This window comes from Streptomyces sp. NPDC015345, from assembly GCF_043078805.1.
Lineage (GTDB): Bacteria > Actinomycetota > Actinomycetes > Streptomycetales > Streptomycetaceae > Streptomyces.
Genome location: NZ_JBIBTX010000004.1, coordinates 436,482 through 455,212, shown reverse-complemented (window position 1 = coordinate 455,212; position 18,731 = coordinate 436,482). Strand labels below are relative to the sequence as shown.

Genomic DNA, 18,731 nt, shown 5'->3' with positions numbered 1-18,731 from the left:
GCCCATGCCCCCTCCGATCACCGCCGACGAGATCCGCACCGCCCGACTCGACCTCGTGCCGCTGCGCGTCGAGCACGCCGCCGAGATGGCCGTCGTGCTCGGCGATCCCGCGCTGCACGCCTTCATCGGCGGCTCCCCCGACGACGCCGAGGCGCTGCGGAACCGCTACCGGCGGATGCTCGCGGGCTCATCCGACCCCGGTGTCTCCTGGTGCAACTGGGTCGTCGGCTTCCGGGAGGGCTCTCAGGAGGGCGAGTCCGCGCCTCTGGTCGGGACGGTGCAGGCCACGGTCGTGCCCGGCGCGCAAGGCGCCCTCGCGGAGATCGCCTGGGTGATCGGAACGCCCTGGCAGGGGCGCGGCTTCGCGTCGGAGACGGCCCGGGGCCTGGTGGACTGGCTGGCGGGACAGGGTGTACGGACGCTGGTCGCGCACGTCCACCCGGACCACGGCGCGTCCGCCGCCGTCGCGATGGCGGCCGGTCTCGCCGCCACGGACAAGGTCCACGACGGCGAGATCCGCTGGGAGGCGTCCCTGTAGGGGCGGAAGTCGGTAGGGGGGCAGTCAGTAGGGGCGGTCGCCCGCTATCGCGACCCGTTCCGCCACGCGGCGGTGCGGGGCGTAGTCGTCGACGGCGTAGTGCTGGGTGGCGCGGTTGTCCCAGAAGGCGACGTCGCCCGCCTGCCAGTGGAACCGCACCTGGTACTCCGGCACATGTGCCTGGCGCACGAGGAGACTCAGCAGGCGGTCGCTCTCCTCCCGCTCCATGCCGACGATGTGCGTGGTGAAGGAGGTGTTGACGAAGAGCATCCGGCGCCCGGTCTCCGGGTGTGTACGCACCACGGGGTGGGTGACGGGCGGGAAGCGGTCCTGGAGCGGGGCGAGCCGTTCGGGCCCGTAGAAGCGGGCGAAGCCGGGGATGAAGTCGTGCACGGCCCGCGCGCCCTCGATGCGCTCCTTCACGGCGTCGGGGAGGTTGTCGTACGCGGCGGCCATGTCGGCCCACAGCGTGTCTCCGCCGTACGGCGGCACCTCGCGCAGCTGCAACACGGCGCCGAGAGCGGGGCGTTCGCGGAAGGTGACGTCCGCGTGCCAGACGTTCTCGTACGTCGGGGTGGCGCTGCCCCCCTTGTCGAAGCGGACGACGTCGTCGGCGGAGCCGCGGGCGAGCAGCGGGTTGGTCTCCAGCTCACCCCAGTTGAGGGCGAAGGCACGCTGCTGCTCGGCCGTGATGGCCGCGCCGCGGAAGAACAGCACCTTCCACTCCAGCAGCGCGCGGTTCAACTCCTCGCGCACGGCGGGCGTGAGGGGCCGCGCGAGATCGACGCCGCGGATCTCGGCGCCGATGAGGCGGCCCTGGGGCACGACGTCGATCAGTTCGTACGGCTGCTCCTGCCACCCATCGGGCAGCCGGCGCAGGGTGCGGCGGCCTTCGTACATGCCGTCGGCGGGGACGCGGGCTTCCCGCAGAGGGGCGTGGGGCAGGACGGTGGTGCGGTCCGTGGCAGTCATGGGGGAGACGATCCTTCGGGTGCGGAAGCGGGCGGGCCGGGCGGAGCGGACTCCGTACGGCTAGGGCCTGTCTGACGATTCGCGTCGTCGCCCGGAGGGCGGCCTCGCGGCGTCAGGTGCGTGCTCTCGGCGTGCCGGGCGTAGGGCCTCGTACTGGATGTACCTGGCTCTGCGCCCGGTGCGGCGAGAGTGCGTGCATGGCGCCGCGAGACAGGCGGGAATTGTCAGACAGGCCCTAGCGGCCCGATCGCTCGCACCCGCGCCGCCACGGGACGCCGAACGTCCGTACGGCGGCGGTCAGGTGCTGGATCATGGTCGTCATTGTGGGACGCCATGCGCCCCAGGTCAACCGCCCCCGGGCGGCTCAGCCCTCCTGGGGCCGCGCCCGCAGCACTCCCCCGTACTCGTAGATGCCCTTGTTGAGTTCGGTGGCGCCGAGGTAGGGCACGAGGTCGGGGTCGACGGGGGCGAGCGGCGGCTGCTGGGGGTCGGGGCGCCAGTCGACGAGGTTCACGAGGCCCGGCTCCAGCGGTTCGAAGCCGGCGAAGAGGGCGTCGACCTCGGCGGGGGTGCGGGTCTGCCACGGGACGCCGCCGCCGGAGATGTGCGCGGTCATGGCCGCGCCCCGGGCGGGATCGTCGGCGACGACCTGCGAGAAGCCGAGGAGGCTGCCGGGCGCGGCCCGGTCGATGACGGTCCGCAGGATGCGGGCCGGCCCGTCGGCGTCGGTGAGGTGGTGCCCCACGGAGAGGAAGAGCACGGCGAGCGGCTCGTCGAAGTCGATGAGTCGCACCAGGTCGGGGTGGTCCAGGATCGCCTTCTGGTCGCGCATGTCGCCGGTGATCACGGTGGTGGAGGCGTCGTCGGCGAGCAGCGCGCGGCCGTGCGCGAGGACGATCGGGTCGATGTCGACGTAGACGACGCGGGCCTCCGGGACGAAGCGCCGAGCGACCTGGTGGACGTTGTCATCGGTGGGCAGGCCGCAGCCCATGTCGATGAACTGGCGGATGCCCGCCTCGCGCGTCAGATACCGCACCACGCGGAAGAGGAATTCGCGGTTCTGCCGGGCGATGTCGACGCACTCCGGGAACGACGGCAGAGTGGAGAGCAGGAAGCTGCGGTCGACCTCGTAGTTGTCCTTGCCGCCCAGCATCCAGCCGTAGGCGCGTGCGGAGGTCGGGATGTCGTACGGAATCGAGGGACGGGATTCCGTCTCGGACCGGTTCTCGCTGTCCACAGTGCGCTCTCCACCTCTCCCGTGGGGTGCACGGAATGTGTGCCGTCGGAGTGACACTATCCGGTGATCCACGTTCGGGTGAACGGAAGGCGGAAACCGCAACAGGCGTGTGCCAGGGGGCGGTTGAGGCACCGACGGGGCGTGTGCGCGCCGGGACCCGCCGGGGCGGACAGTGGTGTGCGCCACCCGCCCGCCATCCTGGCAGCCGCATGGCGCATGATCGTGGCCAGAGCCATCCGTACCCAGAGAGGACCTTCCATGGAAGACCGCTTCGACGTCGTCGTGCTCGGAGCAGGACCCGGCGGCTATGTGGCCGCCATCCGCGCCGCCCAGCTGGGCAAGCGGGTCGCGGTCGTCGAGGAGAAGTACTGGGGCGGTGTCTGCCTCAACGTCGGCTGTATCCCGACGAAGGCACTGCTGCGCAACGCCGAGCTGGCCCATCTCTTCACGCACGAGCAGAAGACGTACGGCATCAAGGTCGACGGGCAGGTGTCCTTCGACTATGGCGAGGCGTTCAGCCGCAGCCGCACGGTCGCGGACGGCCGGGTCAAGGGCGTCCACTTCCTGATGAAGAAGAACGGCATCACGGAGTTCGATGGCCGGGGCACGTTCCTGGACGCGAACACCCTTCAGGTGGCGAAGTCCGACGGCACGAGCACCACGATCGGCTTCGAGAACTGCGTCATCGCCACCGGTGCCACGCCCCGGCTGCTGCCCGGCACGAGCCGCAGCGAGCGCGTGGTCACGTACGAGGAGCAGATCCTCGCCGATTCCCTGCCGCGCTCCATCGTGATCGCGGGCGCGGGCGCGATCGGCATCGAGTTCGCCTACGTCCTGCACAACTACGGCGTGAAGGTGACGATCGTCGAGTTCCTCGACCGTGTCGCGCCGCTGGAGGACGCGGATGTGTCGAAGGAGCTGGCGAAGCAGTACCGCAAGCTCGGCATCGACGTGATGACCTCGACGCGCGTGGAGTCGATCGACGAGTCGGGCGAGCAGGTCCGGGTGACCGTCACGGGCAAGGACGGCAAGCAGCAGACCCTGGAGGCCGACAAGGTCCTCCAGGCCATCGGTTTCGCGCCGAACGTCACCGGTTTCGGCCTGGAGGCGACGGGCGTGGCGCTCACCGAGCGCGGCGCGATCGACGTCGACGGCCGCTGCCGTACGAGCGTCCCGCACATCTATGCCATCGGTGACGTCACGGCGAAGCTGATGCTGGCGCACACCGCCGAGGCCATGGGCGTCGTCGCCGCCGAGACCCTCGCGGACGCCGAGACGATGGAGCTCGACTACCCGATGATCCCGCGCGCCACCTACTCGCAGCCGCAGATCGCGAGCTTCGGCTGGACGGAGGCGCAGGCCAAGGAGAAGGGCTTCGACGTCAAGGTCGCGAAGTTCCCCTTCCAGGCGAACGGCAAGGCGCACGGCCTCGGTGACACCGTCGGCTTCGTGAAGATCATCAGCGACGCGAAGTACGGCGAGATCATCGGCGCCCACCTGATCGGCCCGGACGTGACCGAGCTGCTGCCCGAGCTGACCCTGGCGCAGCAGTGGGACCTCACCGTCCATGAGGTGGCGCGCAACGTCCACGCGCACCCGACGCTGGGCGAGGCCGTCAAGGAAGCGGTGCACGGCCTGGCCGGACACATGATCAACTTCTGACGGCGCCGGAAACGGGCCGCGGGAGACCGGGGGCGTCCCGCCGCGACGCGAGTGACTCAAATCGAGTGGCTCGAGTGGCGGGGCCGCCCGGACCGGCCGATGCTGGTCGGAACACGACTGTGATGCCTCGGGGGCGAGGAGAGGCAGTAGCCGATGTTCTCTGGTCTGGGCCGTTTCGTGGTCCGCCGTCCTTGGTGGATCATCCTGGCGTGGGTGGTGGTGGCCGGCGCGGTGATCTCGCTGGCGCCCAAGCTCACCTCCAGCAGCGACGAGGCGAGTTTCCTTCCCGACCACTACGAGTCGATCCGCGCGACGGACGTACAGGAGAAGGAGTTCCCGAAGCAGCAGAACGTGGGCGCCATCATCGTCTTCGAGCGGTCCGACGGCGGAAAGCTGACGGCCGCCGACTCCGCCGACGTGGTCCGCGCCTCCAAGGATCTCCAGGCGAAGAAGATCGGGGAAGTGCAGGGCGTCGTGCCCGGCGAGGTCTCGCCCAACAAGCTGGTGCAGACGTCGGTCGTCGCGATGCCGAAGATCACCGACCCCGAGGACACCTCGCAGCAGGACGCGGTCGAGCAGTTGCGGGAGGACCTCAAGCAGGAGCTGAGCGGCACGGACCTGTCGGCCGGGATCACCGGTTCCGCGGCCCAGGCCCTCGACGAGCGGGACGCCTCCGAGCGCGCCGGCATGCTCGTGGGGGTCGGCACGATCGCGATCATCATCGTGCTGCTCCTGGTCATCTTCCGCAGCCCCATCATCGCGCTGCTGCCCGTCGTGCTCATCGGTCTGATCTCGCCGATGGCGACCGGGCTGATCGCCTCCGCCAACAAGGCCTTCGACATGAAGGCGGACTCCTCCATCCAGGAGCTGCTGACCGTCGTCCTGTTCGGTGTCGGCACGGACTACATCCTGTTCCTGCTCTTCCGCTACCGGGAGGCGCTGCGGGCGGGCGAGGATCCGAAGGGCGCCATGGTGCATGCCGTGGAGCGGGTCGGTGAGGCCATCACGTCGGCGGCGGGCGCCGTCATCGTCGCCTTCGCCGCGCTCACGCTCTCCTCGCTCGGCATGCTGCGCTCGATGGGTCCCGCGCTCGCCATCGCCGTCTTCGTGACGCTGCTGGCCGGTCTCACGCTCGTACCGGCGGTGGTGTCGCTGCTCGGCACGAAGGTGTTCTGGCCGTCGAAGTCCTGGCAGCGGGAGCCGCACGGCAGCGGTTTCGCCCGGCTCGGCGCGTCGATCGCCCGCAAGCCCGCCGTGTGGGCGGTGGTCTCGGCGCTGTTCATGGGCGCGTTGACGCTCGGCGCGCTCGGCTACAAGGCCAATTTCGACCTCGCCGGGTCCTCGCTGCCGAAGGACAAGGAGTCGATGGTCGCGATGCGGGACCTGGAGAAGGGCTTCCCCGCCGGTTCCACCGACCCCACCTCCGTCTACCTCTCCTCGACGGACGACGAGCCGCTGGCCAAGGCGCAGGCCGCCGGCTTCCGCGAGCGGCTCGGCGATGTCCCGGGCGTGGGCGAGGTCGCGGCGCCGCGCATGAGCCCGGACGGTACGACGGCGTCGTACTCGGTGATCCTCTCGGATCCGCCCGCCTCCGACAAGGCGCTCGCCACCCTCAAGGACCGGCTGCGCCCCACCGCCCACGAGGAGGCGCCGGCCGGCTCCGAGGCGCTGGTCGGCGGCGTCACGGCGGTCTACGTCGACATCAACAAGGCGGTGGACCGCGACTATTCGGTCGTCTTCCCCGTGGCGGCCCTCGCCATCATGGTGATCCTCGGCCTGCTGCTGCGCAGCCTCGTGGCGCCCTGGTACCTGATGCTGTCGGTCGCGCTCGGTTTCGGCGCGACGCTCGGCGCGACCTCGCTGCTCTTCCAGCAGCTCGGCGACCAGCCGGGGCTGATGTTCATGCTGCCGGTGATCATGTACTTGTTCGTGGTCGCGCTCGGCACCGACTACAACATCCTCATGGTGTCGCGCCTGCGCGAGGAGGCCCGTGAGGGCCGCGGTCCGCACGACGCGGCCGGCACGGCGGTGCGGCACTCCGGTCCGACGATCGGCTCGGCGGGCGTGATCCTCGCCGGTACGTTCGCGACGCTGATGCTGGCGGGCAACTCGACGCTCTCCCAGATGGGTTTCTCGCTCTCCTTCGGCATCGTCATCGCCGCCTTCGTCATGGCGGCGGTCTTCACGCCCGCCCTGACGGCCCTCATCGGGCACGCGGCCTGGTGGCCCGGCCACGGGGACGAGAAACGGGACGGAGGCGGCGGGACGGCCCCGCCCGGCCCGGAGGAGGAGCGGGTGGGGGACGCGTCGCGAACGGGGTGAGCGAGCGGAATCCGGGCGGGCGCTCCACCGCCGGCGCCCGCCTCAGCCGCGCGCGATGCCCGTGAGCGTCCCGCTCAGCGCCACGCACACCACGCCCACCCCCACCACCATGCAGACCTCCGCGACCCCGAACCCCGCCGCCGCCGCGGTGACGGCGGCGGCGCCCAGCGGGCCGAGGGAGTAGTGCGTGGTCCAGAACGCCGCGGTGACCCGGCCGAGGAGGTGACTGGGCGTCACTTCCTGGCGCAGGGACATCGAGCAGATGCCCGCGACACCGGTGGCGAGCAGCATGCCCGCCGAGAGCGCGCCGATGACCGGCACGTTCTCGGTCAGCCCGAAGCAGGCGACGACCACCCCGCCGAGTGCGGTGGCGCCGATCCAACTGGGCCCGAAACCAAGGCGCTTGCGTACGCGGGTGACCACGAAGGAGGCAAGGAAGGTGCCGATGGTCCCCGCGCTCAGCACATAGCCCACGGTGTCGTCCCCGTGGCCGAGGTCCTCCTTCACGCGGAAGATGATGACGTCGGTCATGCCGTGCGTGAGGAAGATGAAGAGGGACAGCAGCACGGTCAGCGGCCGCAGGACGGGGTGCGCCCACAAGAAGCGGATGCCGGCGAGGAACTCTCCTCGGACACCGCCTCGTTGGCCCTTGCCGCCCTCCTCGCCCGCTCCTTGCTCGTCGGTGGGCGGCGTCGGCATCGGCCGCAACTTGACCAACAGGAGCCCCGCGGCGGAGAGGGCGAACGTCGCGGCGTCGACCCCGATGGCCGCGACCGGCCCGGACGCGGCGGTGACGAAGCCCGCGAGGGTCGGTCCGCCGACCGTGGCGACGGCGTACGAGCCGAAGAGATGGGCGTTGGCCCTGGTGATCTGGTCGGGTTCGACGATCGCGGGCACCACGGTCACGTACGCGACCCGGAAGAGCATCGCGAAGCCGCCGGCCAGCGGGACGACCGTGTAGATCAGCCACATCGGCGTCGCGAAGAGCCAGACCAGCGGGATCGTGGCGTACAGCAGACACCGCGCCACGTCGGTGACCATGAGGAGTGCGCGCCGGTCCACGCGGTCGGCGATCACCCCGGCGAAGAGCCCGGTGACGATGGAGGCGACGCCCGTCAGGCCGGTGACCAGGCCCATCTGCACGATCGAGCCGGTGCTGTGCAGCACGAGCAGCGGTATCGCCACGAACGAGAAGGAGTCCCCGAGGGCGGAGAGTGTCTGGATGGCCAGGAAAGCGCGGTAGTTGGGGTTTGCCCAGAGGGAGGCCGTCGACTGGTCGCGGCCTCTCATCGAGCCGCGGCCTCGGCACGCTCGGCGGCCAGCGCCTCGGTGACCGCCTTGCGGCCCGCTTCCCGGAACACCCGTGGGTGCGCGTCGACTTCGTGCACCCACGCGCGACGCACCCGCACGGCACGGTCCTGCCCCGCGAGCCCGTCGCGCACGCCCTCCTCCAGGGCCTCGGCGAGGTCGCCGGGCAGGGCGTCGTCGCTGAGGGGGTTGACGAAGGCGTACGCGCCCGTCGCGCGTTCGACGTCGAGGGTGACGCGCGCCCATCCGCCGCAGCTCGTCTGGCTCCCCGCGGTGGCGGTCCGCCGGACCGGGAGGACGGCACGCGCCGACTCCATGGCGCGGGCGGCGAGTTCGTACTGCGTACGCCAGTCGGTGTCGGGGAAGCTGAGGACGATCCGGTCGGCCCCGGCCCGCGCGAATTCCACCAGTTGCTCGGCGGCCCGCTCCGGTGTCCCCTCGACGAGCGTGGCCGCGGCACGCTCGGCGTCGATGCCGTACCGGTGCGCCACCGCGTCGGCCTGCGCCTCCCGGCGCTTCCCCGTGCCGCCGGCGTCGAGGGTGGCCGGGACGGCGACGCTCACCCAGGGGGCCGTGTCGTGCGTCTCGGCGGCCAGCGCGGACAGGCGCGGGATCATCCGCTTCAGATACGCGGGAGAGGCGAGGTTCGGGAACCAGCCGCCGTGGCGGATCGCGCGCCGCAGGTCGGCCTCGGACTCGCCGCCGACCAGGAAGGGCGGCCATCCCACGCGGGGCCGCAGGCTCAGCTCGGCGGCACCGACCTGCGTCGGATACCCCACCAGCAGGCTCCGCAGCTGCTCCAGCGCCTGGTCGGTCCGCTGGTCCCGCTCCGCGTACGGCACTTCGGCGGCAGCCCACGCGGGCGTGTCCACCAGCCCGCCGCGCCACTGCGCCCAGGCGCTGCCGCCCGTGTCGGCCCCCACCAACAGCCGTCCCTGGGAGAGGTATTGGAGGCTCGCGAGCTGCTTCGCGAGGGGGACGACCGGGTGGAGGGGGAGGGTGAGGACGCCATGGCCGACCTTGATGCGGGTGGTCACCGCTGCGGCCATGGTGAGGGTGACCGTGGCGTCCAGCATCGGGGCGCGCCCCGTCAGGTGGTCGCTCGCCCACACGGACTCGAAGCCCAGCTCCTCCGCCCGGCGCGCGGCCTCGGCGAACTCCGCGGCCTGTCCCTTCCCGTCCCCGTGCAGCATCGGCAGGAACACCCCGACGTCGACAGCCACTGCCGCCCCCACTCCCCCATCGGTCCCGAGGTGCCCGCGGGGCGTCCGCGGGCACGGGATCACGCTAGTTCAGGGGGAACGGTCAGGGCGAGGCGGGCATCAGATGCCGGAGGTGTTCATGAGGCCGGCTTCCAGTCGCCGAGCCAGTCCGCCGTCTCCTGGGCGGCGGCCTGGGCGTCCGTCAGGTGCGGGCGGTCACCGCCGGCGGGTCCGGCGCCCGGGCCCTTGTTCTTGTACTCGGCGAACCGGTCGTCCTTCCAGGAGAAGCCGCCCATGTCGGTCCACGGAGCCGTCTTCACGGCCGCGCCGAGGGTGGTGTCGCGGACGGTCGTCTGCGGGTCGAGGCTCGCGTCGCCGCCCGCGTGCCAGGGGCGGCCGAGGTGGAAGCTCCGGGCGGAGACATCACCGTCGACGGTCGAGCGGGTGATGAGGAAGCCCTTGCGTCCGGCCGGGGTGCTGGGCGCGGTGACGTAGCCGGCCGAGGTGCCGTTCCACCGCTTCTTGAGGGTGAGTACGGACCTGTCGATCACGGCGGTGGCACGGCCGAAGACGAAGTCGGTGTTGCCGATCACGTAGGAGTCGGTGAGGTACACGCGGCCCGTCTTCTCCTTGGCGGCCGTGTCCAGGAGCAGCGTGTCCTGGTCGCCGCTGATGATGAGGTCGTCCAGGCGGACCCGGTCGGCGGCGGTGCGCAGCGCGACCGCCTGCTGGCCGTTGAGCTGCTGGTTCCTCGCCTCGTCGAAGTCGTTGGAGAAGGTGAGGTGGCGGGCCTGGAAGTCGTCCGCCTCCACGGCGACGGTCGCGCTGCCGCCGGTGCCGTACGTTCCCGAGCCGTCCGGCTTCGTCATGCCGGCGGCGTGGCCCTCGACGATGACGGTGTCCTTGCGGCTGCGGCCCGTGCCCTCGAACGTGACGTGGGGCTTGTTCGCCGGGACCTTGACCGTCTCGCGGTAGGTGCCGGGGGCGATCCGGATCACCACGCGCGAGGTGTTGCCCGCCGGGACGGCGTCGACGGCCTTCTGCACGCTGGTAAACCGTCCGCCGCCGTCCTTCGCCACCGTGAGGATGGTGCTCGCGGCGGCCGGGGCGCCGGCTGTCGTGCCGATGGAACCGCGCGGCCCCGCTCCGGACTTGAGGAGAGCGGGGACGTCGGCAGCCTTGTCCAGGCTGTACTTGTAGTACGCCTTGGGGTCGAACGCCGTGCCGCCGCTCTCGTTGCGGCCGCTGGTGCGGGAGAAGACGTTGCCGCGCTGGACCAGGGCGGCGGTGGCGTCCTTGATGACGGGGTTGTTCATTCCGTCGAAGTAGCTGTTCTCCAGGACCATCTTCGTCCTGCCGCGCGCGTAGTTGCCGTACGACGAGGTGATGTCCGTGCCCGGGGCGTCCTGGAGGTAGTTGTTGTAGAGGTGGGCGTGGGCGACGTTGTCGGTCGACGGGTTGCGCTGTTCCGTCTCGCGGAACCAGTTGTGATGGATCGTCAGGTCGGCGGTGGCGTTCTCGGTCCAGCCGATGCCGAACGTCTTGTTGTTGTCGCTGAGCCTGTTCCAGGACACGGTCACGCAGGTGGTGTCCTTGCGGCTGTCGATCAGGCCGTCGGCCATGTGCCGCAGGTCGTTGTGGTCGATCCAGACGTGGTGCGCGCCGTCCATCTGGATGGCGTCCCAGTCGTGCTCCTTGTCGTTCCAGGTGCCGTGGTACGAGTCCCGGATCGTGAGGTTCCGGATGATCACGTTGTGCACGCCCTGGCCGAGGAAGAACCCGCCGCCGACGATCTGCCCCGAGGTGCCCGCGCCCACGATCGTCTTGTCGGAGGCGACCTTGATCTCCTTGCCCTTGGGGTCCATCGAGATCGTCCCGGCCACCACGATGACGTACGGCTCCGGGGCTGTCGCGTACTTCTCCAGGTCGGCGAGGGTCCGTACGGTGACCGTCTTCCCGTCCCGCCCGCCGTACGTCCCCTTCTGGCCGAGCGCGTGGACCGAGGCGAAGCCGTCGGCGGTGTCCTTAGCCCATGACGGCGCGGCGGCGGCCGCGGCCCTCGGCTGCGCGTCATCGCCGAACACCCCGAAGGCCGTGCCGTAGGCCAGGGCCCCCGCGGCGGCCAGCGCCAGCGGGACACCTGCCAGCAGGGCCGTCTTCTTTCTGCGGTGCCGCGCCTTGCCGTGGCCGTGCAGCTCACTCATGCGTCGCTTCCCATCTGTACGTACGTGGGGGGTGCCCGTGGATCACGGGCCGCTGAGCAGTCGCCGCACGGCCGCAGAAGGTTGCCGCCCCTCTTCGATACGTCTCGCCATGAAGTCGCCGCCGTCCCCCGATAGCATGCTGGGGGCGGCCGGTTCCGCCGCGCTGCCGGAGAGAACCCCCGGGTTCCGGAAAAATTCTTTCCGTGACTCGTAGAGAACGCGCCGCCCGCTCCGACGTCCCCTGTGAGAGTCGCCCACGAGGGGTGACGGCGCAGCCGAGGAGCGAAGTCATGAAGTATCTGGTGATGGTCCAGGGCTCACAGGCCGACTACGAGGCGATGGCGGGCAAGCCCTCCGAGAACAGCCCGGTCTGGAGCGAGCAGGAACTCCAGGCGATGTTCGCCTTCATGAACGAGATCAACAACGATCTCGCCGAGTCCGGGGAGCTCATCGACGCGCAGGGCCTGACCGAGCCCGCGCGGGCCCGCTTCGTCAGCGCGGGCAAGGACGGGCGCCCGGTGATCACGGACGGCCCCTACGGCGAGACGAAGGAGGTCCTCGCCGGGTACTGGCTGCTCGACTGCGAGAGCCTGGAGCGGGTCACCGAGATCGCCGAGCGCGTCACCCGGTGCCCCGGCCCCGAGGGGCTGGTCGAGCCGCCCGTCGTCATCCGGCCCGTGCAGGAAGCGGGAGGCGGTTGTTGAGACGTACCACCGGTGGGACCGGAGTCGAGGAACTGCTGCGCCGGCACGCGCCGCAGGTCCTCGGCGCGCTCGTACGCCGGTACGGACACTTCGACGCCGCCGAGGACGCCGTGCAGGAGGCGCTGCTCGCGGCGGCCCGGCAGTGGCCGGAGCAGGACGTCCCTGACAATCCGCGGGGCTGGCTGATCAGGGTGGCCTCGCGCCGCCTGATGGACCAGCTGCGCGCGGACGAGGCGCGGCGGCGGCGCGAGGAGGACGCCGCGCTGCTCACGCCCCGTGACGCCTTCACCGCTCCCCCGCCGGGCGAGAGCCGCGCCCCCTCGGACGACGACACGCTCACGCTGCTGTTCCTGTGCTGCCACCCGGCGCTGCCCCCGGCGGGTCAGGTCGCCCTCACGCTGCGCGCCGTCGGCGGCCTGACCACGGCCGAGATCGCCCGCGCGCACCTGGTGCCGGAGGCGACCATGGCCCAGCGGATCAGCCGGGCGAAGGCGAAGGTCAAAGGTGCGCCGTTCCGGCAGCCGGGGCCCGAGGACCGTGACGCGCGGCTCGCGGTGGTCCTCCAGGTGCTGTACCTGATCTTCAACGAGGGCTATACGGCGACGTCAGGGGATGCCCTGCACCGCGCGGACCTGGCGCGGGAAGCGATCCGGCTGACGCGTTCCGTGCGCCGGCTGCTGCCCCGAGACGGCGCGGTGACGGGCCTGTTGGCGCTGATGCTGCTCACCGAGGCGCGCAGCGCGGCCAGGACGGGGCCGCACGGCGAGCTGATCCCGCTCGACGAGCAGGACCGCGCCCTGTGGGACCGCCGTGCGATCGCCGAAGGTACCGCGCTCGTCGAGGAGGCGCTCGGCCAAGGCCCTGCGGGGGCCTACCAGTTGCAGGCGGCGATCGCGGCGCTGCACGACGAGGCGGAGAGCGCCGGCGCCACCGACTGGCCGCAGATCCTCGCCCTGTACGACGTCCTCGTACGCCGCGCTCCGGAGCCCATGGCCGAACTGGGGCGGGTCGTGGCGTACGCGATGGTGCACGGCCCGAAGGCCGCGCTGGAGGAACTCGCCGCGCTGGAGGGCAGGTTGCGGGGACATCACCGCCTCGACGCCGTACGGGGGCACCTGCTGGAGGAGGCGGGTGACCTCGAAGGAGCCCTGGACGCCTACCGGTTGGCGGCCAAGGGCACGTTGAGCCGCCCTGAGGCCCGCTACCTTCAGATGCGCGCCGCCAGGCTGCTGCCCTGATCCTGCGGCGGGCCGAGCGGCGCGCAGCGCAGGACCGAAAGACCCGGGACGCGAACTGGGTGCCAGGCGGCGATCGCCGCGCTGCTCACCGCCTACCGGTACACCGCGAAAGGCACCCTGTATCACCCAGAAGCCCGCCACCTTCAGATGCGCGCCGCCAGGCTGCTGCCCTGAGCGGAGAGCTGGCCGAGCGGCGCGCAGTGTTCGACCACCGTGTCGGCGAAGGCGCGGGCCAGCGGGCTGAGCGCGTCCCAGCGGCGCACCGCCCAGCCGACCGACAGCGGCGGCAGCCGCGGGATCGGGACCATGCGGAGCCCGGCGGGAGCGTCGCCGCGCCCGGCCGGCAGCGCGGGGACGACGGCCTGGCCGAGGCCCAGCTCCGTGAGGAGGACGGCCGTGTCCCAGTCGGCGACACTGGTTCCGGCGGGCAACGTCACGCCCAGCTCTCCGAGATGGGCGTCGAGGTGGGCGCGGGAGGTCGAGTTCGCCGGTGGCGTGATGATCTGCCCGGCGGCGAGTTCGGCGGGCTCGACGCGGGGCCGGTCGGCGAGCGGGTCGTCGGCGCGGACCGCGAGGACCCACGGCAGGGCCAGGACGGTCCGCTGCTCGATGCCGCGCACGGGCTCGCCGAGGGTGATCCAGGCGAGGTCGAGGTCGTTGGCGGCGAGGGCGTCGAAGCAGCCGCTGCTGGAGGCCACGGTCTGGAACTCCAGGCTGACGCGCGGATAGCGCTGCCGGAAGCCGACGACGGCCTCGGCCATGAAGTGCCGCACGGTGGTGGCACCGGTGGTGATCCGCACCGAGCCGGCGTCCCCCCGCGCCTGCTCCCGCAGGCGCCGCACCGCGAGGTCGATGCCGCCGATGCCATCGGCCGCGGCGGCGTGCAGGATGCGTCCGGCCGAGGTGGGCACGACGCCGCGTGCGTGCCGTTCCAGGAGGCTCACGCCGAGCTCCCTTTCCAGCCGTTTGACGTGCTGGCTCACGGCCGACTGCGTACAGGTGAGGTCGCGGGCCACCGCGCTGAGGCTGCCCGCGCGGCACACGGCCACGAAGACACGGAGATCGTCCAGGGTCACGAGGGGTGAAGGTATCGCTTGGGGAGATGCAAGGAAACCCGAGGATTGACTTGGGTTTTCCCTGTGCCTCAAGATCGTTGTCGGCCCCGGGCGGCGACCCGGTGACGGGCGCCGACCCGGGGTGCGACCGGACCCCGGGGGCGGGCCACGATCGTGTGGGAAAGGTGACGTGTGGAAGCGCTCGAAATGGTGGCCGTCGGGGTCGCCGGTGTCGCGGCCGGCGGGCTCAACGCGGTGGTGGGGTCCGGCACCCTCATCACCTTCCCCACCCTGCTGGCCTTCGGCTTCCCGCCGGTGCTCGCCAACGTGTCGAACAACCTCGGCCTGGTGCCGGGCACCCTGAGCGCCGCGTACGGCTACCGCAGGGAGATGAAGGGGCAGGCGAAGCGCCTGGTGCGGTTCGGCACGGCCTCGCTCATCGGCGGCCTCATGGGCGCGCTGCTCCTCCTGAAGCTGCCTGCCGACGCCTTCCAGGCGGTGGTGCCCGTACTGATCCTGAGTGCGTGCGCCCTGGTACTGCTCCAGCCCTGGCTCAACCGGCGGCTCAAGGAACGCGGGGCCCGGGGGAAGCGGGACGGCGGTGTGCCGATGTGGTGCGGCGTCCTCGCCACCGGTATGTACGGCGGCTACTTCGGGGCGGCCCAAGGCGTGCTGCTCATGGGCCTGTTCGGCGCCTTCCTCCTCGAGGACCTGCAACGGCTGAACGCCGTGAAGAACGTCCTCGCCTCGATCGTGAACGGAATCGCGGCCGTCGTCTTCATCGCGGTCGCCGACATCGACTGGGCGGCGGCCGGGCTGATCGCCGCCGGTTCTACGGTGGGCGGACTCGTGGGCGCGCGCTACGGCCGCCGCCTTCCGCCGGTGGCGATGCGGGGCTTCATCGTCGTCGTGGGCGTCACGGCGTCGGCGGTCATGATCGCGAGGGCGTGAGCCCTCTCGTAACACGGCTCACACCAGCACGTCCGTGGCACGGGCACACCTCACGGTGGTTTATTATTGAACATGATGTGGCCCCGACCGCGATTCCCCCGTCCGGTCGGGGTCACTTCTCGTTCACGTCGCCGCCTTCCGTTGGTTTTCACGCGTTCGTGGGCGAATATGCCGAGCGCACCGCGTCACATCCGCCCGGACGGCATCATGCGTCCATGGACGGTGCCCAGCCTGTGCAGGTCTTGTTCACGCCCGAGGAGTACGCCTCGGTCCTGCTCCACGCGGACCGGCTCGGGATGCCGGTGGCGGAGTTCATACGCCGCGCGGTGACCGTCCGCGCCGAGGAGCGCCTCGACCCGTGCCGGATCCCGGAGGCCCGGCGCGGGGCGAGCGTGCCGCCGGTCCAGCGGAGCCTCGGGACGGACGGGAAGCCCGCGCTCCGTCGCTTCCTCGACACGCTCGCCGCCTCGGGTGAGCCCAAGGAGTGAGCGGGGCCGGGGAAGGCCCTGCGGCCACGTCAGGAGAGCGCGATGTCCGGCTGATAGAGGTCCAGCCAGAGCGCGAGGTCCAGGGTGCGCTCCAGGCCGCGCCGTGACGCCTGGGTGATCTGCGGCGCCTCCCGCTCGGCGGCCCGCGCCGCGCACTCCCTGTCCACCAGTTCGAAGACCGGGTGACCGGGCCGCGCGAGCAGGCCCTTGACGTGCCCCTGGAGGGCGCGGGCGTACTCGGGGTCCTGCGTGGAGGGGTAAGGACTCTTCACCCGCTCGTACACCGACCGCGGCAGCAGATCGGCGGTCGCCTCCCGCAGCAGGCTCTTCTCCCTCCCGTCGAAGGACTTCAGCGCCCAGGGCGTGTTGTAGACGTACTCGACCAGCCGGTGGTCGCAGAACGGCACGCGCACTTCGAGGCCGACGGCCATGCTGGCGCGGTCCTTGCGGTCGAGCAGGACGCGCACGAAGCGGGTCAGGTGCAGATGGCAGATCTTGCGCATCCGGTACTCGAAGTCGCTCTCGCCGTCCAGGCGCCGGATGCCGTCGACGGCTGTCGCGTAACTCTCCTTGATGTACGCGGGCAGGTCCAGCGCGGCGGTCAGATCGGGGCGCAGGACACCGGAGTCGTCCCCGAAGTGATCGGCGAACCGCACCAGCCAGGGGAACGTGTCGGTCGTACGCGCCTGTTCGTCGAAGAACTGGAGGTAACCGCCGAAGACCTCGTCGGCGGACTCTCCGGAGAGCGCGACCGTGGAGTGCTCGCGGATGGCCCGGAAGAGGAGATAGAGCGAGGCGTCCATGTCGCCGAAGCCCATGGGAATGTCCCGCGCGCGGATCATCTTGGCGCGTACGTCGGGGTCGGCGAGGGCATGCGAGTCCAGGACGATGTCGCGGTGCTCGGTGCCCGCCGCCTCCGCGACGTCGTGCACGAACGGCGTGTCGGGCGTGCCCCGCAGCTCGTCGGCGACGAAGTTGTCGGCCTGGCCGACGAAGTCGACGGCGAAGCTGCGCACCGTCTCCCCCGCCTCGGCCAGCTGTCGCGCGGCGAGGGCCGTCATCGCGGAGGAGTCGAGGCCGCCGGAGAGAAGCGTGCAGCGCGGCACGTCGGAGACGAGCTGGCGGCGCACGATGTCTTCGAGGAGTTCGCGCACCTTCGCGATGGTCGCGTCACGGTCGTCGGTGTGCGGCCTCGTCTCCAGCGACCAGTAGACGTGCCGGCGCAGCCCCGAGCGGTCCACGGTCACCACGGTGCCGGGCTCGACCTCGCGCATGCCCTCCCACACGGCGTGGCCGGGCGTCTTGACCACGGAGAACAGCTCCCGCAGTCCGTCGATGCCGACGCGCGGGCGGGCCAGCGGGTTGGCGAGGATCGCCTTGGGCTCGGAGCCGAAGAGGACGCCGTCCGGGGTCTCGTAGTAGTAGAACGGCTTGATGCCCATGCGGTCGCGGATCATGACGAGCTTGTCGTGCCGGGCGTCCCAGAGCGCGAAGGCATACATGCCGTTGAGCCGCTCGGCGAGGGACTCGCCCCACTCCAGATAGCCGCGCAGGACGACCTCGGTGTCGGACTCGGTGGTGAACCGGTGGCCGCGGCCCGCGAGTTCACGCCTTAGTCCGGTGAAGTTGTAGGTCTCCCCCGAGTAGACCAGGGCGACGGTTCCGGTCGGCGTCTCGACCGTCATGGGCTGGCGCCCACCGGGCAGATCGATGATCGCGAGCCGGCGGTGACCGAGCCCGGCGGGGCCGGCGGCCCACGTGCCGCGGTCGTCCGGACCGCGGCAGGACATCGTCTCCGTCATGGCGTCCAGGGTGGTGGACGCGGCCGTCAGGTCACGGTCGAAGGAGACCCAGCCGGTGATGCCACACATACGCTTCCTCCCGCTCGGCGAACTAGGTGTATCTAGCACCTATATGCCGATCGTGCGCCTGCGATTGCGTACCGTCAACATCCCGGAAACCGAGCGGGGACCACCACCCCCACACTTTCGGCCGCACTTTGCCAAGGCCAGAGAGCACGCCTTCGCGGAGATACGGCCCCCGCCCCAAGAAGTCGGGGCCGCCCAAGATCACAGACGGAAACACTCCGGCCACCGGCAAAGACTTGTCAACGGTCGACGGCGCCCGGCGCCTCGCCGGCCGTCAGCAGCCGCTCCGCGTCGTCCCTGGCCTGCTCGACCGCGCCGGGGAAGACGTGCAGACCGTGCGCGACGAGGCCGCCCTCATGCAGCAGCATCAGGGTCCGCGCCAGGCGGTCGGCGCCCTCCGGGGCGATCTCGCGGGCCAGGCCGGTGAAGAGCGCGAGCATCCACGCCTTCTGGCCGGTGATGATCGGATACGCGGGGTGCGAGGCGTCGCTGATCTCGGCGTGCGCATTGACCATGCTGCACCCCTTGGCGGAACGGTCCGCCGCCCAGTCGCGCGAGGCGTCGAAGACGGCCAGGATCCGGGCGCGCGGCGTGGGGGCCGCCGCCAGATACCCGGCGAGGAACGACCTCCAGCGCTCGTCCCGGTCGGCGAGGTACTCCACGACGATCTGCTCCTTGGAACCGAACCGGTCATAGAGGGTCTTCTTCGTCACCCCGGCCTCGGCCGCGATCAGGTCCACGCCGACGGCGTGGATGCCGCGCTCGTAGAAGAGCCGTCCCGCGGCGTCGAGGGCGCGGCGCGCCGCCGGCGTCATGGTGACGCGCCGCGGCGCGGCGACCGCATCCGGCGCCCCGTACGCCTTCTCACTCCCGGGCGCTTTCTCACTCCCGTACGCCTTCTGGCTCTCCTGCGCCTTCTGGTTCTCGTACGCCTTCTCAGTCATAAAGCCATAGTAGACCGGTCTGTATACTCGACCTCGGA

The 18,731-nt window shown here is 71.1% G+C and carries 15 protein-coding genes; 7 read left to right on the top strand and 8 right to left on the bottom strand.

Going from position 1 to position 18,731, the window contains the following annotated elements; genetic code table 11:
* Positions 1-4: 4 nt before the first annotated feature.
* Positions 5-538 (top strand): GNAT family N-acetyltransferase, encoded by a 534-nt coding sequence (locus ACF062_RS19255; RefSeq protein WP_392139596.1) that lies wholly within the window; start codon positions 5-7, stop codon positions 536-538.
* 24 nt (positions 539-562) lie between these two features.
* Here ACF062_RS19255 and ACF062_RS19250 read toward each other — a convergent pair whose 3' ends face one another.
* Both ACF062_RS19250 and ACF062_RS19245 read right to left on the bottom strand, forming a co-directional pair.
* Complete coding sequence (locus ACF062_RS19250) at positions 563-1,510, bottom strand: TauD/TfdA dioxygenase family protein (protein ID WP_392139594.1); 948 nt, start codon at positions 1,508-1,510, stop codon at positions 563-565.
* A 364-nt stretch (positions 1,511-1,874) separates the two neighbouring features.
* The gene (locus ACF062_RS19245) at positions 1,875-2,747 is read right to left on the bottom strand and encodes an SAM-dependent methyltransferase (RefSeq protein WP_392139592.1); all 873 of its coding nucleotides are present in this window, start codon (positions 2,745-2,747) and stop codon (positions 1,875-1,877) included.
* Positions 2,748-3,005: 258 nt separating this feature from the next.
* Between ACF062_RS19245 and lpdA the strand changes: the two genes are divergently transcribed.
* Together lpdA and ACF062_RS19235 are read left to right on the top strand one after the other, a co-directional pair.
* On the top strand, positions 3,006-4,409 hold the full coding sequence (gene lpdA / locus ACF062_RS19240) for a dihydrolipoyl dehydrogenase (protein WP_392139590.1): 1,404 nt from the start codon (positions 3,006-3,008) through the stop codon (positions 4,407-4,409).
* Between the two features lie 153 nt (positions 4,410-4,562).
* Positions 4,563-6,731: an MMPL family transporter gene (locus ACF062_RS19235; RefSeq protein WP_392139588.1), complete on the top strand. Its 2,169-nt coding sequence runs from the start codon at positions 4,563-4,565 to the stop codon at positions 6,729-6,731.
* A gap of 42 nt (positions 6,732-6,773) precedes the next feature.
* Here ACF062_RS19235 and ACF062_RS19230 read toward each other — a convergent pair whose 3' ends face one another.
* The 3 genes from ACF062_RS19230 to ACF062_RS19220 all read right to left on the bottom strand — a co-directional run bounded on the left by ACF062_RS19230 (position 6,774) and on the right by ACF062_RS19220 (position 11,445).
* Entirely contained in the window at positions 6,774-8,021 is a 1,248-nt protein-coding gene (locus tag ACF062_RS19230; protein ID WP_392139586.1) for an MFS transporter, read from the bottom strand.
* Entirely contained in the window at positions 8,018-9,262 is a 1,245-nt protein-coding gene (locus tag ACF062_RS19225; protein WP_392139584.1) for an LLM class flavin-dependent oxidoreductase, read from the bottom strand. Before ACF062_RS19225 ends, ACF062_RS19230 begins: the two co-directional genes overlap by 4 nt.
* A gap of 116 nt (positions 9,263-9,378) precedes the next feature.
* A complete protein-coding gene (locus tag ACF062_RS19220; protein WP_392139582.1) occupies positions 9,379-11,445 on the bottom strand; it encodes a pectinesterase family protein in 2,067 nt (688 codons plus the stop codon).
* 290 nt (positions 11,446-11,735) lie between these two features.
* Here ACF062_RS19220 and ACF062_RS19215 point away from each other — a divergent pair, with 290 nt between their 5' ends.
* Both ACF062_RS19215 and ACF062_RS19210 read left to right on the top strand, forming a co-directional pair.
* Complete coding sequence (locus ACF062_RS19215; RefSeq protein WP_392139580.1) at positions 11,736-12,149, top strand: YciI family protein; 414 nt, start codon at positions 11,736-11,738, stop codon at positions 12,147-12,149.
* The gene (locus tag ACF062_RS19210; protein WP_392139578.1) at positions 12,146-13,387 is read left to right on the top strand and encodes an RNA polymerase sigma factor; all 1,242 of its coding nucleotides are present in this window, start codon (positions 12,146-12,148) and stop codon (positions 13,385-13,387) included. The genes ACF062_RS19215 and ACF062_RS19210 overlap by 4 nt, the downstream gene beginning before the upstream one ends.
* 143 nt (positions 13,388-13,530) lie before the next feature.
* Here the strand turns inward: ACF062_RS19210 and ACF062_RS19205 are convergent, their stop codons facing one another.
* Positions 13,531-14,463, bottom strand: coding sequence for a LysR family transcriptional regulator (locus ACF062_RS19205; RefSeq protein WP_392139576.1), 933 nt, complete (start codon positions 14,461-14,463; stop codon positions 13,531-13,533).
* A 171-nt stretch (positions 14,464-14,634) separates the two neighbouring features.
* Here ACF062_RS19205 and ACF062_RS19200 point away from each other — a divergent pair, with 171 nt between their 5' ends.
* Both ACF062_RS19200 and ACF062_RS19195 read left to right on the top strand, forming a co-directional pair.
* Positions 14,635-15,393: a sulfite exporter TauE/SafE family protein gene (locus tag ACF062_RS19200; RefSeq protein ID WP_392139574.1), complete on the top strand. Its 759-nt coding sequence runs from the start codon at positions 14,635-14,637 to the stop codon at positions 15,391-15,393.
* A 215-nt stretch (positions 15,394-15,608) separates the two neighbouring features.
* The gene (locus ACF062_RS19195; protein WP_392139572.1) at positions 15,609-15,881 is read left to right on the top strand and encodes a hypothetical protein; all 273 of its coding nucleotides are present in this window, start codon (positions 15,609-15,611) and stop codon (positions 15,879-15,881) included.
* Between the two features lie 29 nt (positions 15,882-15,910).
* On the opposite strand, the gene asnB is transcribed toward ACF062_RS19195, so the two are convergent.
* Both asnB and ACF062_RS19185 read right to left on the bottom strand, forming a co-directional pair.
* The gene (gene asnB, locus ACF062_RS19190; RefSeq protein WP_392139571.1) at positions 15,911-17,752 is read right to left on the bottom strand and encodes an asparagine synthase (glutamine-hydrolyzing); all 1,842 of its coding nucleotides are present in this window, start codon (positions 17,750-17,752) and stop codon (positions 15,911-15,913) included.
* 236 nt (positions 17,753-17,988) lie between these two features.
* Positions 17,989-18,564 (bottom strand): TetR/AcrR family transcriptional regulator, encoded by a 576-nt coding sequence (locus ACF062_RS19185; protein WP_392140241.1) that lies wholly within the window; start codon positions 18,562-18,564, stop codon positions 17,989-17,991.
* Positions 18,565-18,731: the final 167 nt, after the last annotated feature.